The 14350-nt window shown below is 53.5% G+C and carries 13 protein-coding genes; 11 read left to right on the forward strand and 2 right to left on the reverse strand.

Annotation, left to right across the window (positions count from 1 at the left end; all coding sequences use genetic code 11):
* Positions 1-204: hypothetical protein (locus tag HMPREF1556_RS08900; protein WP_232299050.1), on the reverse strand; the 204-nt coding region annotated here is incomplete at its 3' end.
* A gap of 443 nt (positions 205-647) precedes the next feature.
* Here HMPREF1556_RS08900 and murD point away from each other — a divergent pair.
* The 3 genes from murD to murG are packed head-to-tail and all read left to right on the forward strand — an operon-like array spanning position 648 to position 4400.
* The gene (gene murD / locus HMPREF1556_RS07170; protein ID WP_044125379.1) at positions 648-2027 is read left to right on the forward strand and encodes a UDP-N-acetylmuramoyl-L-alanine--D-glutamate ligase; all 1380 of its coding nucleotides are present in this window, start codon (positions 648-650) and stop codon (positions 2025-2027) included.
* Positions 2020-3294: an FtsW/RodA/SpoVE family cell cycle protein gene (locus HMPREF1556_RS07175; RefSeq protein WP_021667750.1), complete on the forward strand. Its 1275-nt coding sequence runs from the start codon at positions 2020-2022 to the stop codon at positions 3292-3294. The genes murD and HMPREF1556_RS07175 overlap by 8 nt, the downstream gene beginning before the upstream one ends.
* A complete protein-coding gene (murG, locus tag HMPREF1556_RS07180) occupies positions 3291-4400 on the forward strand; it encodes an undecaprenyldiphospho-muramoylpentapeptide beta-N-acetylglucosaminyltransferase (protein WP_021667751.1) in 1110 nt (369 codons plus the stop codon). The genes HMPREF1556_RS07175 and murG overlap by 4 nt, the downstream gene beginning before the upstream one ends.
* A gap of 113 nt (positions 4401-4513) precedes the next feature.
* Here murG and purN read toward each other — a convergent pair whose 3' ends face one another.
* Complete coding sequence (purN, locus tag HMPREF1556_RS07185; protein ID WP_021667752.1) at positions 4514-5083, reverse strand: phosphoribosylglycinamide formyltransferase; 570 nt, start codon at positions 5081-5083, stop codon at positions 4514-4516.
* A 169-nt stretch (positions 5084-5252) separates the two neighbouring features.
* Between purN and HMPREF1556_RS07190 the strand changes: the two genes are divergently transcribed.
* From HMPREF1556_RS07190 to HMPREF1556_RS07225, 8 genes are all read left to right on the forward strand, one after another.
* Entirely contained in the window at positions 5253-5489 is a 237-nt protein-coding gene (locus HMPREF1556_RS07190) for an acyl carrier protein (RefSeq protein ID WP_021667753.1), read from the forward strand.
* A 33-nt stretch (positions 5490-5522) separates the two neighbouring features.
* Positions 5523-6779: a beta-ketoacyl-ACP synthase II gene (fabF, locus tag HMPREF1556_RS07195; RefSeq protein ID WP_021667754.1), complete on the forward strand. Its 1257-nt coding sequence runs from the start codon at positions 5523-5525 to the stop codon at positions 6777-6779.
* Between the two features lie 44 nt (positions 6780-6823).
* The gene (gene rnc / locus HMPREF1556_RS07200; RefSeq protein ID WP_021667755.1) at positions 6824-7594 is read left to right on the forward strand and encodes a ribonuclease III; all 771 of its coding nucleotides are present in this window, start codon (positions 6824-6826) and stop codon (positions 7592-7594) included.
* 433 nt (positions 7595-8027) lie between these two features.
* Positions 8028-9347, forward strand: a complete 1320-nt coding sequence (locus tag HMPREF1556_RS07205; RefSeq protein WP_052332635.1) for an OmpA family protein — start codon at positions 8028-8030, stop codon at positions 9345-9347.
* Between the two features lie 349 nt (positions 9348-9696).
* Complete coding sequence (locus HMPREF1556_RS07210) at positions 9697-10683, forward strand: glycosyltransferase family 2 protein (RefSeq protein ID WP_021667757.1); 987 nt, start codon at positions 9697-9699, stop codon at positions 10681-10683.
* Positions 10684-10801: 118 nt separating this feature from the next.
* Positions 10802-11971: a hypothetical protein gene (locus HMPREF1556_RS07215; RefSeq protein ID WP_232299054.1), complete on the forward strand. Its 1170-nt coding sequence runs from the start codon at positions 10802-10804 to the stop codon at positions 11969-11971.
* Positions 11968-13116 carry a glycosyltransferase family 4 protein gene (locus HMPREF1556_RS07220; protein ID WP_021667759.1) on the forward strand — a complete coding sequence of 383 codons (1149 nt, stop codon included), beginning with the start codon at positions 11968-11970 and terminating at the stop codon, positions 13114-13116. The genes HMPREF1556_RS07215 and HMPREF1556_RS07220 overlap by 4 nt, the downstream gene beginning before the upstream one ends.
* Positions 13113-14225, forward strand: coding sequence for a glycosyltransferase family 1 protein (locus HMPREF1556_RS07225; RefSeq protein ID WP_021667760.1), 1113 nt, complete (start codon positions 13113-13115; stop codon positions 14223-14225). Before HMPREF1556_RS07220 ends, HMPREF1556_RS07225 begins: the two co-directional genes overlap by 4 nt.
* Positions 14226-14350 lie beyond the last annotated feature (125 nt).

A 14350-nucleotide genomic window follows, 5' to 3' on the forward strand; every position in this document is an offset into this window, starting at 1 on the left:
GTAGTCTCGAGGAAAGTTTCGATTCTCCTCTGATATCCTTTTTTTGTCGCGTAGGGAAGCTACTTGCGTCTGGGCAGAGATCCTCGCTCCAGAGAGAAGGAATAGAGAGAAGAAGAGTAAGGCTGAGACTGCCCTTACAACAAACATTCCCTGTCGCCTTTTGGCCTCATCTGTAATCATGGGGCAAAAGTTCAATTTGTTCATCATTAGGCTACTTGTCACTTCTAGTCAGTAGGTGTTTTAGCCATATAAAGATAGCGAAAAGCCCCCCGAGTCGTAGGGATGGGAAGTCTGGGGTGAAGGGAGGGGCTTCGTGGCGATGAAAAAGGTGGGTGAAACTACCCGCTCCCAGAGCGACTTCTCGGAGGGTCAAAAAGGACCCTACGGTAGGTCGCCGAAAAAACCTACTGTGGGTCGTCAAGGCGACCTACCGTGGGTCGTCTCGACGACCTACAGTAGGTTTTTTTCTGCCCCCTCAGAGAGCCCCCCGCCTTGCCCTAAGAGAATAGGAGGGGTCTGCACCCTGTATCGGCTTGCAAATGTGGCAGAAAATAGCGAAAATTGTAGTCCCAAAAGACCCGTGTGAAGGTGGGGCGGAGACGGACGTCTTCTCCCCACCCTCGGCGTGCATCAATGAGAGCAACATTATGATAGAAGAGAAGTACAAGGCCGTAGTCCTTGGCGCTGGCGAGAGTGGTGTCGGCGCAGCCCTATTATACCAGAGCCGTGGTATATCCGTCTTCGTCTCCGACTACGGGCACATCGCCCCGAAGTACAAGGCTGAGCTCGAGGAGCAAGGTATCCCCTACGAAGAAGGCACACACAGCACCGAACTGATCCTCCGTGCCGAGGAGATCGTCAAGAGCCCAGGTATCCCCGAGAAGGCACCCATCATGCAGGCCATCCGTGGGGCAGGTATCCCCGTGATCTCTGAGATCGAGCTGGCCGGTCGCTACCTCAAGGGTAAGGTGATCGGTATCACAGGTAGCAATGGTAAGACGACGACGACCATGTGGCTACACCATATCCTCTCCGAGGCCGGGATGAAGCCCGGTCTGGCGGGGAACGTCGGCTTCAGCCTAGCCCGTCAAGTCATCCCTGAGGACCAGCCCGAATACTTCGTCGTCGAGCTAAGTAGCTTCCAGCTGGATGATATGTACCGCTTCCGTGTGCACATCGCTCTGCTGATGAATATCACGCCCGACCACCTTGATCGCTACCACTACAACTTCGAGGAGTATGCTCTCGCGAAGATGCGCATCCTGCAGAATCAGACCGCAGAGGATGCCTTCATCTACTGGGGTGAAGACGAGTTCATCTCCCGCTATGTCATGGCTCATCAGCCTATGCCCATGCAGACGCTCCCCTTCCTGACCTATCCTCAGGTGGGCTCGGCAGCGGACAAGTCGGATGACAATGTGATGCGCCTCCACTTCGACGATCATCAGTTCGAGTTCCCCATCGATCAGCTTGCCCTACAGGGACCGCACAACCTGCAGAATGCTATGGCGGCCTCCATCGCAGCCCTGCGCCTAGGGGTCTCGACTGAGGTGCTTGCCAAGGCGCTCAAGGACTTCGTCAATGTCCCCCATCGTCTAGAGAAGGTCGGTGTCCTCGACGGCGTACGCTATATCAATGACTCTAAGGCTACCAACGTCAGCTCCACCTACTACGCTCTTCGCACGATGACCACGCCCTACGTGCTCATCCTCGGGGGCGAAGACAAGGGGAATGACTACATGGATATCACCGACCTCATCACGTCTGGCGCTCGAGGTCTGGTCTTCCTCACCACCGATGTACTCAAGCTCTACAAGAGCTTCCACGGCAAGGTCCCTCAGATCGCCTCTGCTCTCTCGATGGAGGAGGCTATAGAGCATGCCCGCCAGATGGCTCAGCCGGGGGATACCGTCCTGCTGTCACCTGCCTGTGCGAGCTTCGACCTCTTCCAGAGCTATATCCACCGTGGTGATTGCTTCCGAGAAGTCGTGCAGTCGCTGATCCAAGACGAGGAGAAGCATGTCTAGCGCCGTGCTCGACGCCCCCAAGAGTCGCTCTTGGTATCAGCGGATCTTCGCAGGGAATGGACTCCTGTGGTTCCTCTACTTTGTCCTGATCCTCGCCTCGCTGATCACCGTCTCGAGTGCGATCAGTTCGGAGTACTACAAGAGTATCTCCCGAGGGGGACTCAACCCCATCCTCAAGCATTCGCTGATGCTGGTCATCGGCGTAGCCTCAGCCATCGTCATGAGCATGCTCTCGGGCAAGGCTTACCGCTACGTCCTGCCTCGGGTGAGCACGCTCGTGATGCTGATCCTCTTCTTCGCACAGGTCTTCCTCGGGCATAGTGCCAATGGAGCAGAGCGCTGGATCAACCTGGGGTTCATCACCATCCAGCCGGCCGAATTCCTCCGTGTCTACATGGTCATCTGGGGAGCTTTCGTAGCGGGTAAGGATCAGGAAGAAGACCCCCGCAAGGTGAAGACCTATGCCTTCTATTGGCTACGCATCCTGTTCTTCTCCATTTTCGTGATGCTGGGCAACCTGTCGACCTTCCTGATCTTCATCGCCTTCCTCTACCTCTATTCGTGGGTGCTGAAGGCGCCGAAGCGCTTCATGTATTGGGTGTCGGGGCTAGGTGCTATCATGGCAGCGCTCTTCGCCCTCTATATCCTCTTCGCTCCAGAGAGCCTACTCGTCGGGCGTACCCTCACTTGGCACAATCGTATCCATGGCGCCCTCACGGAGCAGACCGATCGCTTCGCTATCACCGACGCCAACCGTCAGGAGCAGATGGGGCGCATGGCTATTGCTAATTCGCAGCTCATAGGGCGAGGTCCAGGGAAGAGTAAGATGCGTGACTCCCTTTCGCTCGCCTACTCCGACTACCTCTATGCCATCATCATCGAGGAGTATGGGATCCTGGGGCTTCTCTTCATCCCCAGCCTCTACTTCTGCTGGATGTTCTTCGCTTATCGGGAGGCCCGTAAGCAGACCAACGTCTACCGAAGCAACCTCATCAAGGGCTTCGGTATCCTCTATCCGCTACAGGCTTTGGTCAATATGATCGTAGCCTCAGGGGTCATCACGACGGGGCAGACCCTTCCTCTGATCAGCTATGGGGGCTCCTCGATCATCGCTACCAGCATGGCCTTCGGGATCATGATCGGAGCATCGCGTGTCGATAAGCCTAAGCGTGTCGAAGCTCCCATCGAAGAGGCCGTAGTAGAGGACCTCCCTCTAGAGGACGATGCCGTAGAGCCCAACGAAGACGAACAACTAGATACACTATGATACAGCGAGCCATCATTAGCGGTGGAGGAACGGGCGGTCATATCTTCCCCGCCGTCTCCATCGCCGAAGCTCTCCGCCGTCGCTACCCTGAGATAGATATCCTCTTCATCGGGGCAGAGGGACGTATGGAGATGCAGCGTGTGCCCCAAGCGGGCTTCCCCATCCGAGGACTCAAGATCCGAGGTCTTGACCGAAAGCGTCTGTGGCGCAATGTGGGGGTCGTACGTGACTTCCTGCGTGCACTCATCACCGCTCGTGATATCATCCGAGAGTTCAAGCCCCAGATCGTCATCGGTGTCGGAGGCTATGCCAGTGCTCCGACGCTCAAGGCTGCTCAGAGCCTGGGTATCCCCACGCTCATCCAGGAGCAGAACTCCTACGCCGGGGTGACGAATAAGTTCCTCGCACGGCGGGCCGACAAGATCTGTGTCGCTTATCCCGACATGGAGCGCTTCTTCCCCAAGGACAAGATCGTCCTGACGGGCAATCCCATTCGTCCTGCTATTGAGCACCTCAAGGCAGGGCGACAGGAAGCCTTGGAGCACTTCGGTCTCCCTCTGGATACAGAGCGGGTGGTGGTCGTCGTGGGCGGTAGCCTAGGTGCTCGTAGTATCAATGAGAGCATTGGATCTCGCCTCAAGGAATGGGCGGACTCGGGTGTCGCCCTCATCTGGCAGACCGGGGTAGGCTTCGAGGAGAAGGCGAAGGAGCTTCTAGCAGGCTACCACTTCCCTGTCTATTCGTCTGCCTTCATCCAGCGTATGGATCTAGCCTATACCATCGCCGACGTCGTGGTCTCTCGTGCCGGAGCAAGTGCCATCTCTGAGCTCTGTCTCCTAGGTAAGCCGACGATCCTCGTACCCTCCCCTAATGTGGCTGAAGACCATCAGACGAAGAATGCCTTGGCTCTCTCGACACGCTCAGCGGCGATCCTCATTCCCGACAAGGAGGCAAGAGAGGAACTGACGCCTCGGGCTATTGCGCTGGTCAAGGACGCTACGCAGTGTGCTTCGCTCTCCGAGGAGATACGTAAGCTTGCCCTCACCTCCGCTGCCGACAAGATCGTCGATGAGGTAGAGGTCCTGCTCTCCTCTAAGAAGGAGTAGCCGTAGCTACCTACACAAAAAGAGCCTCCCTACTTGCCGTCCTCGATCGAGGCGGACAAGTAGGGAGGCTCTATTATTATGGTAGGCTTCAGCTCGCCCCTAAGGGCGTAGGCTTAGAGGAAGCGCAGGTATTGGGCGATCGTCGGAGCGAAGAACCGGTGCTCCAGCTCGTGGACACGGTTGGCTAGCGTCTCCAGCGTGTCCCCTTCGTGCACAGGGCAGGTAGCCTGCAGGAGATGATGCCCGTGGTCGTAGTCTTCGTCTACGAGGTGGATGGTGATCCCGCTGTGGCTCCTGCCAGCCTCCAGCACAGCTCGGTGGACGTGTGCCCCGTACATCCCCTTGCCTCCGAACTCTGGGAGTAGGGCCGGATGGATGTTGATGATGCGCTGCGGATACTCCTCTATATATATAGGAGTGATCAGACAGAGGTAGCCGGCCAGGACGATGAGGTCGATCGCCTTCTCACGCATCAGAGCTAGAGGAGCTGTCCCTTCACGAAGCTCCTTGTTGGTGAAGTAGTGGCACGGGATGCCTAGGCGCTCCGCCCGCTCGACGACTCCAGCTTCTCGCTTATTGGTGAGGATGAGAGCCACCTCAGCCTCCCTAGTAGAGCGGAAATAGTGCACGATGGCTTCGGCGTTGGATCCGTTGCCAGAAGCGAGTATTGCTATTTGTTTCATAAATAGTTGTATCTTTGTGCACAGATGAAGCCTATCTGTGCAGTGTCTGCTCAGTGCCTAGGACTAAGAGGTGAGGCTTCGGATGCATCAGCCCTGAGTACTCTATAGGTACAAAGGTAACCGAATGCAAGTAAAGTAAGAATATTATAACCAAGTAAGAAACAGAATCATGTCACAGATCAACGACAAGGTAGTAGAAATCATCGTCGAAAAGCTTAACTGCGAAGCTAGCGAAGTAACTCCAGAAGCAAACTTCTCCAGCGACCTCGGTGCTGACTCCCTCGACACCGTAGAGCTCATCATGGAGTTCGAAAAGGCTTTCGACATCCAGATCCCCGACCAGGACGCTCAGGGTATCAAGACTGTCGGTGACGCTATCAGCTACATCGAAAGCAAGAAGGCTTAATCAGCCCTTTCTTCAGATATAAGGAATTCGCAGATGGAACTCAAAAGAGTCGTCATCACGGGAATAGGCGCTATCTCACCTCTCGGAGCTACGGCTCGCGAGACGTGGGAGGCTGTCATAGCAGGTAAGAGTGGGGCAGGACCCATTACACTCTTCGATGCCTCGAAGTTCAAGACTACGTTTGCTTGTGAGGTCAAGGATTTTGACGTCGCTAAGTATATCGATAAGAAAGAGGCTCGCCGCTTAGATCGCTATGCTCAATTTGCTATGGTGGCAGCTGAAGAGAGTATCGCCGATTCCAAGCTTGACGTAGAGAAGACAGATAGAAACCGTGTCGGGGTCATCATCGCCTCCGGTATCGGTGGGCTAGGTACCTTCGAAGAGGAGGTGCGTGGCTACAACGCAGAGTCTGGTCCTCGCTTCAACCCCTTCTTCATCCCCAAGATGATCTCTGATATCTCAGCAGGTCATGTGTCGATGAAGTATGGCTTCCATGGGCCTAACTATTCGACGGCTTCGGCTTGTGCTTCGTCCACGAACGCACTGATCGATGCCTGTCACCTCATCCGCCTGGGTAAGGCAGATGTGATCATCACTGGTGGGGCTGAAGCCTCTATCTGTGCTGCTGGTGTCGGTGGGTTCAACGCAATGAATGCACTCTCCACACGCAACGATGATCCTCAGGGGGCTTCTCGTCCCTTCAGCGCTTCACGTGACGGCTTCGTCATGGGTGAAGGTGCTGCTTGCCTTGTGGTCGAGGAGCTCGAGCACGCTCTGGCTCGTGGTGCACACATCTATGCAGAGCTCGTCGGTACGGGCCTCTCTGCAGATGCTTACCACCTGACAGCTACCCACCCCGAAGGGCTGGGAGCTAAGCTCGTCATGCAGAATGCTCTTGAGGATGCTGGACTCGCTCCCGAAGACATTGACTACATCAATGTACACGGGACGTCTACGCCTGTCGGGGATATCTCCGAGTCTAAGGCGATCAAGGAAGTCTTCGGTGATGCAGCGTATAAGCTGAACATCAGCTCTACCAAGTCCATGACGGGTCACCTCCTCGGGGCTGCTGGAGCTATCGAAGCTGTCTTCGCTCTGAAGTCAGTAGAAGAGGATATCATACCTCCTACGATCAACCACGCTGCAGATGACGAAGATCCTGAGATCGACTATGCGCTGAACTTCACCTTCAACAAGGCTCAGCACCGTACCGTCCGTGCTGCTCTCTCGAATACCTTCGGTTTCGGTGGGCACAACGCGAGCGTGATCTTCAAGAAGTACGTCAAGTAACTCGCTCCACAAAAGCGTATCGTCAAAGATCTGGACTTAGCTCTATGATTATACGTATTGTGCGAGATGGACTCATGAGGCTCTTTGGGCGACGCCCCAAGGAGCCTCTCTTCCTACTCGTCGAGCTCCTTGGCTTCGAGCCTAGAGATCCCGAGCTCTACGACTTGGCATTCCGGCATAGCTCCATGAGTAAGCTCGACGCAGAGGGCTTCAAGGTCAATAATGAGCGCCTAGAGTTCCTCGGTGACTCGGTCCTTGCCACTGCGATGAGTCACTACCTCTATCGTCAGCACCCCCATTGGGATGAGGGCGAGATGAGCAAGCGTCGTGGTGCGATCGTCAAGCGGGCGGTGAACAACGCCGTGGCTCAGCAGATGGGGCTTGATCGGCTCCTCCAGATCCGGCGAGAGGCTCGTCAGGGTAGTGCGGACATCTATGGTAATGCCCTTGAGGCGCTCATCGGGGCTATCTTCCTTGACCATGGCTATGCACGAGCTGAGTCCTTTGTCTTGACGAAGGTCCTCCCCCTCTTCCTTAAGCTGGAGGGAAGCCTTCGAGAGCAAACGACGAACTATAAGTCACTCCTGCTGGAGTGGACACAGAAGCATCACCTCGTCCTAGACTTCAGGATGCTTCAGGAACCCAAGCGTGCTGGTGCCCTCTTCGTGTGTGCCGTCTACGTAGATGATCGCAAGGTGGGGGTGGGAAGTGGTCCAAATAAGAAGGTTGCCCACCAAGATGCCGCCCATCGAGCTCTGCTAGCCTTGTGCCAAGCGGATGATTCGGTTGCGACAGAGCTGGGACTCGACTCCTAGGTGCGGGTCGACTTCGCCACAATGTGTAGATGCTCATTTAGACTAGGGCGAAGTCGGGCATGTGGACCGTACGGGATATGTATCTGATGTCCTCCCTTTAGGGTGTAGATATGGGGTGATTCTTGTAAATGAGGGCCTGGGGAAAGGACTCTGGCGAGTTGTGAGTATTTGTAATTACATTAAAAAGCTATATCTTTGTCCCGTGTGTAAGTGTCCCTTTATGGTGCTTGCTCGGGCTCCACAGATATGTGGCGTAGCCTTGAAGCTTTGGTTGATGGGCTACCTCTTCCCCGAATCCTCCCACCTCCATCACGATGGCTTTGGGTGGTAAAAGGAGGGTCGGACTTCAGCTTTTCGAGAGGGTATTCCCTTCGTAGGGCTTGGTGTTTAATCCGATTACAGAACAGAAAACGTAATATATTATTTGAACATGATGTTAAAAAAGAGTTTAGTTGCAGCGGTTGCTTGCCTTGCTATGGCTCCAGCACTGCGCGCACAGCAGATGACTGACTCCGTCTATACGGTGGAAGTCAGAGACGCAGACAAGTACAGAGTCGAAACGAATAGATTTGGTGCTAACTGGTTCATCGGTATCGGTGCTGGTGCTCAGATGTATTTCGGTGACCACGACAAGCAGATGCGCTTCGTCGATCGTCTCACCCCTAACTTCGAACTTTACTTTGGTAAGTGGTTCACTCCTGGTCTCGGGATTCGTCTCGGCGCTAACGGCTATAAGATCAAGGGTGTATCAGGTTGGACTGGTCACAGTCTTGCCCATCCTAGCGTAAACTACAAGAACTACGCTGGCTACATCGTAGACTGGAATCCTGCTACGCGTACTGGGAAGGTCTATCAGCACACTCCTGCTAATGTTGGCTATCCTCTCTACGAAACGGAACAGCAGTATATCCACGCTCACGCTGATGTCCTCTTCAACCTCTCTCAGCTCGTCTGCGGGTACAATGAAGATCGCTTCTACTCGCTGATCCCTTACGCAGGGCTTGGCTTCGCAGCTAGCCTTGAGAAGGCTTCTCCCTCAGGTGAACACTCTCACGAGCTCTCTGCTAGCGTCGGTATCCTGAACCGCTTCCGTGTTAGCCGTGCCCTCGATATCAACCTCGATATCCGTGGTGCCTTCTTCAACGACCACTTCGACCAGGAAGATGCGTCTCTCACTCCTCAGGGTAAGATCGCTCTGACCTCTGGTAGCTGGGGTGAAGGCCTTCTGACCGCTACGCTTGGTGTTAGCTACAATATCCCTCGTCGTGGTTGGGACCGTAGCACTAACACTACGATCCGTGTCAATGAGAATGTCCTCAACGATCTTCGTAACCGCCTTGGCGACCTCGAAAATCAGAACAACGACCTCCGTCGTCAGCTAGAGGCTGCTCTCAACCGTGAAGTTACTCCAGAGAATGTCGTTTCGGCTATCCCTCTCCTCGTAACCTTCCCAATCAACCGCTGGACGCTCAGCAACAAGGATCGTGTCAACCTCGGCTTCCTTGCTGATGCACTCAAGGCTAACCCCAAGCTCGTCTACTCAGTCACTGGGTTTGCTGATAAGGGAACCGGTAGCAAGAAGCGTAACATCTTCCTCGCTCGCAAGCGTGCTGAAGCTGTCTACGATTGCCTCGTGAAGGAATTCGGTGTATCCGAGTCTCAGCTTAAGAAGGATTCTCAGGGTGGCGTAGCTAACATGTACTACAACGACCCGCGTTGCAGCCGTTCTGTTCTGAGCAAGGTGGCTGAATAAGAGTATCTCGCTATTCCTAGCCTCCCATTTGCTACGTCTATCGTAGCCAGGGTGGCACACAGAAGAATGATCTCCCTCTAGAAGCCTATCTAGCGTTTCTTGGGGGAGGTCATTCCTCTTTAATGTGAGTATCTTACCTTGCTCTGCGGGTAGAAAATACTTCCCGATATATCAGGATAAGGAATAGATAAGGGCTAACTCTTGCGTCTTATCTCTGCGGGTGATCTCTGCAATAGATCTCCAGAAAGATCGCTGGTAGTATGCCGCTTCCAGAGGATAGAGCTCCTGTGAATAGCTACTCTTTCACTAGTGCGAACTCACCCATCCAGCTACTTTAGACTCGCTTCTTATGACTCCCCTCGTTTCGATTATTATCCCTGTCTACAAGGCCGAGCAGACTTTACCGGCTTGCCTTGCTCAGCTGAAAGCTCAGACCTATCGTCATCTACAGATCATCTTCGTTGATGACTGTAGCCCTGATGGTGGGCTTGTCTATTTAATGGGACAGAAGCCACAGCTGGAAGAGCTGGGGATAGAGGTAGATATTCTCCACCATGAAGTCAATCAAGGGGTAGCTTCGGCAAGAAATACAGGACTCTCCGCCGTGCGTGGTGAGTACATCTATTCCGTGGATGCAGATGATGAGCTGAATCCTCGGGCTATCCAGCTTTTTGTGCAGCGGGCTCAGCAGACAGGAGCTGATATCATCGGATGTGAATATCACCTTTCTCAAGGATCTAGCCTACGTCATATTAGTCAACCTGAAGTGAAGACTGGGATAGAGGCGTTGCATCAGATCTTTGCTGGGAAGATGAAGTGGAACCTCTGGCTCTTCATGATTCGCCGATCGCTGATGGATGCACTCGGTGCTTCACCTTTCTTGCCCGGGGTGAATATGGGCGAAGATCTCATGGTCATGGGGAAGCTCCTCTATCGAGCATCTTCGGTCTCGATTATCCATGAGCCTCTCTACACCTACGTTCGTTCTGATCAGCAGATCACGAATGTCTATCGCCCTGAGCATTGGCAACAGGTGGAGACGAATGTTCGGGAGCTAGAGTCTTACCTCACGACACATGAAGCCACACAAGAGTTAGAGCTCCTTCACTATCTGAAGCTCAACCTGAAGCTCCCTCTTCTTATCTCAACGCGACGTGATGACTTCGATCGCTGGGGAGCAATGTACTCAGAGAGCAATGAGTATATATTGAAGAACAAAGAGCTTCCCTTCCGTACCAAACTCCTACAGTATATGGCGGCCAAGGAGCAGTTCTGGTTTGTCGTACTCTACAATAAGGTCATCATGCGATGGCTGTATAAAATCTTATACCGGTAGCCCTTAGCTTCTACTTTTTATGAGGAAGATCCTCCTAATGATTCTTATAGGGGTACTGATCACATGCTCGTACTACTCCTTTGACCTGGCAGCTTGGCCTGGCGGGCCTAATACGAAGATGATTGTGGCCGTCATTGGCCTGTTGTGGTTTGGCTATGATGCTCTCTTGCGTCGTAATGTACAGTTGCCCCAGGTGATGGTAGTCGGTTTGCTCTTTGCGGGGCTCTATTCCATCATCAATATCTTTGCAATCGAGTTTAATGCCACGGATGACTATAGCTATGCTAACTATGTCACCACCTTCCTTGTCTGGATTTTTAGCGTCTACCCAGCCATTGCCTTAATTAGACTTACACATGGAGAGGTAACCCTTCCTCTTATTACCTATTACCTAGTCGCTGTGACTCTTTTCCAGTGTATCACGGGGCTCATCATGGATAATAGCCCTGCATTTGATGAGTTCAATGGAAAGATTGTGGTTTGGGAGAGAGACTTCTTCGATCGTATTAATCGTATCCGTTGCTTCAGTACATCGCTCGACTTAGCTGGGGTGCGCTTTGCCCTTGTTCTTATCCTTATTATGGCTACGCTTGGGGTAGAGGACTCTGTTCGAAGAAATAAAGGAGAGGTGCTCTTTTTGCTTTTCTCCTTCTTCGTGATCACTGGTATTGGGTGTATGGTAGCCCGTACGACTTTTACAGGAACAGCCGTGGGGCTACTTCTGATGATTGTGTTGAAGATCAACCATCTTGGACAACGAATGCAAGGTGGAGGCTACCTCTTTGGGGCATTTGTTGCATGGGCCTTGCTATTCTCTGCTGTTGGTATTTATCTGTATAATACAGATGAGTACTATAACGATCTGTTGCGCTTTGCTTTTGAGGGATTCTTTAATTTTTTCGAGCGTGGGGAGTTTACCACGGGATCTACGGAGGTCTTAGAGACCATGTGGAAATGGCCTTCGGATACCAAGACTTGGATTATTGGAAGTGGTATTTATGACGCGTTTGCCTACGGGACTGACATCGGTTATTGCCGCTTGATTCTCTACTCTGGGCTTACGGGGTTTGTGGTCTTTGCACTGAGCTTTGTCTACTATGCCTACTTCTTTGCTCGGAAATACCCCCGTTATGTTTGGCTCTTTGTTGGCTATCTAGCGATGACATTCATTGTTTGGATGAAGGTATCTACGGACATCCTGATGATCTATGCTTTCTTCTTCTGGTTCACTGCAGAAGAGAGTGACCGCATCAATGGAATCATCCCTGAAGAATCGATTGTCTCATGAGAATCGTCTACTGTATCCCCGCTACCTCCAACTCTGGGGGAATGGAGCGTGTCCTGACACGTAAGGTGAACTACCTAGTTGGCCTTGGTCATGAGCTCATCATCATCACGACGGACCAGCGTGGTGCGAAGCCCTTCTTCCCGCTTGACGAGTCTGTCAAGCAGTATGACCTTGGGATCAACTATGATGAGAACAATGGTCAGGGTATTCTTGCCAAAGCCTTAGCCTACCCCCGTAAGAAGCGCTTGCATAAGCAGCGTCTACAGGCATTGCTCCTGGAGCTTCGTGCCGATATCGTGATCTCGATGTTTGGGGATGACTCCTCGTTCCTCCCCAAGATCAAGGACGGTAGCAAGAAGATCCTAGAGTATCACTTCTCCAAGCTAAAGCGCCTGCAGTATGGCCGTACAGGACTCTGGCGACTCGTAGATATCCTGCGCACCAAGATGGACGAATGGACTGTGAAGCCCTTCGATCGCTTCGTCGTGCTGACAGCTGAAGACCAGGGCTATTGGGGCGCACTACCCAATATCCGAGTCATCCCTAATCCCCTTCCCTTTACTTCTGATGAGACTTCTTCCTGCAAGGCGACTAAGGTCGTCGCTGTGGGGCGATATGACTTCCAGAAGAACTTCTCCAAGCTCCTTCAGCTGTGGGCTCGTATTGCGCCACAGTTCCCCGAGTGGACGCTAGAGATCTATGGCGATGGGGATCAGAGGTGTCAACTTGAACAAGAGGTCAAGGAGCTGGGTATATCCAGCTCAGTGACCCTTGCTCAGCCGACCCATCAGATGAAGGAGGTCTATCTCAGTGCCTCGATCTATGCGATGACCTCTCGCTACGAAGGCCTTCCTATGGTCTTGATCGAAGCGCAACAGATGGGGCTTCCTATTGTCTCCTTCGCTTGTCCTTGTGGCCCACGTGACGTGATCCATGATGGAGAAGACGGCTTCCTCATCCCTATGGGCGAGGATGATATCTTCCTCAAGGCCCTGGGTACTCTGATGGCTTCGGAAGAGAAGCGTGTCTGCATGGGGCAGCGTGCCCGAGAAGCTTCCGCCCGCTATGAAGTCAATGCTGTGATGAATAAGTGGCTCACACTCTTCTCCGAGCTTGTCCCTACTAAGCCTACCGCCGGACTATGAAGCAGATCGTCATCTCGGCAGTCAATCTCCGTAAGGGGGGGACACTCACGATCCTTCGCCAGTGCCTAGCCTTCCTCTCCGAGTGGGCGCCAAGTAAGGGCTATGAAGTGATCGCCCTAGTGCACCAGCGTGAGCTCGCTGACTATCCGAATATTCGCTATATCGAGATTCCCTGGGCTATCGAAGGCTGGGGGAAGCGCCTCTGGTGTGAGTACGTCACGATGGGGCGTATCGCTCGAGAGCTGGGGCCGATTGACCTTTGGCTCTCCCTTCATGATACGACGCCACGGGTGAAGGCCCGACGTCAGGCGGTCTATTGCCAGACTTCGTTTCCCTTCCTTCGATGGCGATGGAGCGACTTCCGCTTCGACAAGAAGATCCCGCTGTTTGCCATGTTCACTCGCTTTGCGTATCGGATTGGTATTCACAAAAATCGCTATCTTGTCGTCCAACAGCAGTGGCTTAGAGAAGGCTTCAGCCAGATGTTTGGGCTTCCCGAAGATCGGTTCATCGTAGCACCTCCGCAGCGAGAGACCCTTCCTCCCCAAGCGCCAGAAGAGGGAAGTGCAGGACGTCCATTTACCTTCCTCTACGCAGCTACAGCGGATGTCCATAAGAACTTTGAGCTCCTCTGCGAAGCTGCTCAGCGTCTAGAGGGGAAGGTCGGTAAGGATGTCTTCCGTGTGATCCTGACGATCGATGGCTCCGAGAATAAGTATGCCTCCTGGCTTCGCAAAACTTGGGGGCACGTCTCGAGCCTAGACTTCTCGGGCTTCATGACTAAGGAGCGCCTTCAGGCTACCTATGCGAGCACGGACTGCCTCGTCTTCCCTTCTCGCATCGAGACTTGGGGCTTGCCGATCTCGGAGTTCCTGCCCTATGACCGGCCGATGCTCCTCTCTGATCTTCCCTTTGCTCACGAGACAGCAGCGGGTGCTCGTGAAGTAGGGTTCTTTGATTCCACCTCTGCCGATTCGCTAGCCCAGGCGATGGAGCGTGTCCTCTCGGGGGATCATAAGGGGCTGGCACCTGTCCATCCTCGTCCCCTACAGCAGCCCAAGGCAAGCTCTTGGGTCGAGCTCTTCGAGCTCCTTCTCTCCGAGGATTGAAACAGCTTCTCTAGCTGACGAGATCCCTCGTCTTAGTCCCCCATGCATGGGGTGGAGCACAGACCCATTCATGGGTCGCTCCAGGACCCCATGAATGGGTCCCCCGTGGTACCCATGTATGGGTT

The organism is Porphyromonas sp. oral taxon 278 str. W7784 (assembly GCF_000467855.2).
Taxonomy (GTDB): domain Bacteria; phylum Bacteroidota; class Bacteroidia; order Bacteroidales; family Porphyromonadaceae; genus Porphyromonas.

Excerpts from the sequence above, each read along its gene's own strand:
- murD (WP_044125379.1), top strand. The coding sequence starts at position 648 with ATGATAGAAGAGAAGTACAAGGCCGTAGTCCTTGGCGCTGGCGAGAGT.
- HMPREF1556_RS07175 (WP_021667750.1), top strand. The coding sequence starts at position 2,020 with ATGTCTAGCGCCGTGCTCGACGCCCCCAAGAGTCGCTCTTGGTATCAG.
- murG (WP_021667751.1), top strand. The coding sequence starts at position 3,291 with ATGATACAGCGAGCCATCATTAGCGGTGGAGGAACGGGCGGTCATATC.
- purN (WP_021667752.1), bottom strand. The coding sequence starts at position 5,083 with ATGAAACAAATAGCAATACTCGCTTCTGGCAACGGATCCAACGCCGAA.
- HMPREF1556_RS07190 (WP_021667753.1), top strand. The coding sequence starts at position 5,253 with ATGTCACAGATCAACGACAAGGTAGTAGAAATCATCGTCGAAAAGCTT.
- fabF (WP_021667754.1), top strand. The coding sequence starts at position 5,523 with ATGGAACTCAAAAGAGTCGTCATCACGGGAATAGGCGCTATCTCACCT.
- rnc (WP_021667755.1), top strand. The coding sequence starts at position 6,824 with ATGATTATACGTATTGTGCGAGATGGACTCATGAGGCTCTTTGGGCGA.
- HMPREF1556_RS07205 (WP_052332635.1), top strand. The coding sequence starts at position 8,028 with ATGTTAAAAAAGAGTTTAGTTGCAGCGGTTGCTTGCCTTGCTATGGCT.
- HMPREF1556_RS07210 (WP_021667757.1), top strand. The coding sequence starts at position 9,697 with ATGACTCCCCTCGTTTCGATTATTATCCCTGTCTACAAGGCCGAGCAG.
- HMPREF1556_RS07215 (WP_232299054.1), top strand. The coding sequence starts at position 10,802 with ATGATTGTGGCCGTCATTGGCCTGTTGTGGTTTGGCTATGATGCTCTC.
- HMPREF1556_RS07220 (WP_021667759.1), top strand. The coding sequence starts at position 11,968 with ATGAGAATCGTCTACTGTATCCCCGCTACCTCCAACTCTGGGGGAATG.
- HMPREF1556_RS07225 (WP_021667760.1), top strand. The coding sequence starts at position 13,113 with ATGAAGCAGATCGTCATCTCGGCAGTCAATCTCCGTAAGGGGGGGACA.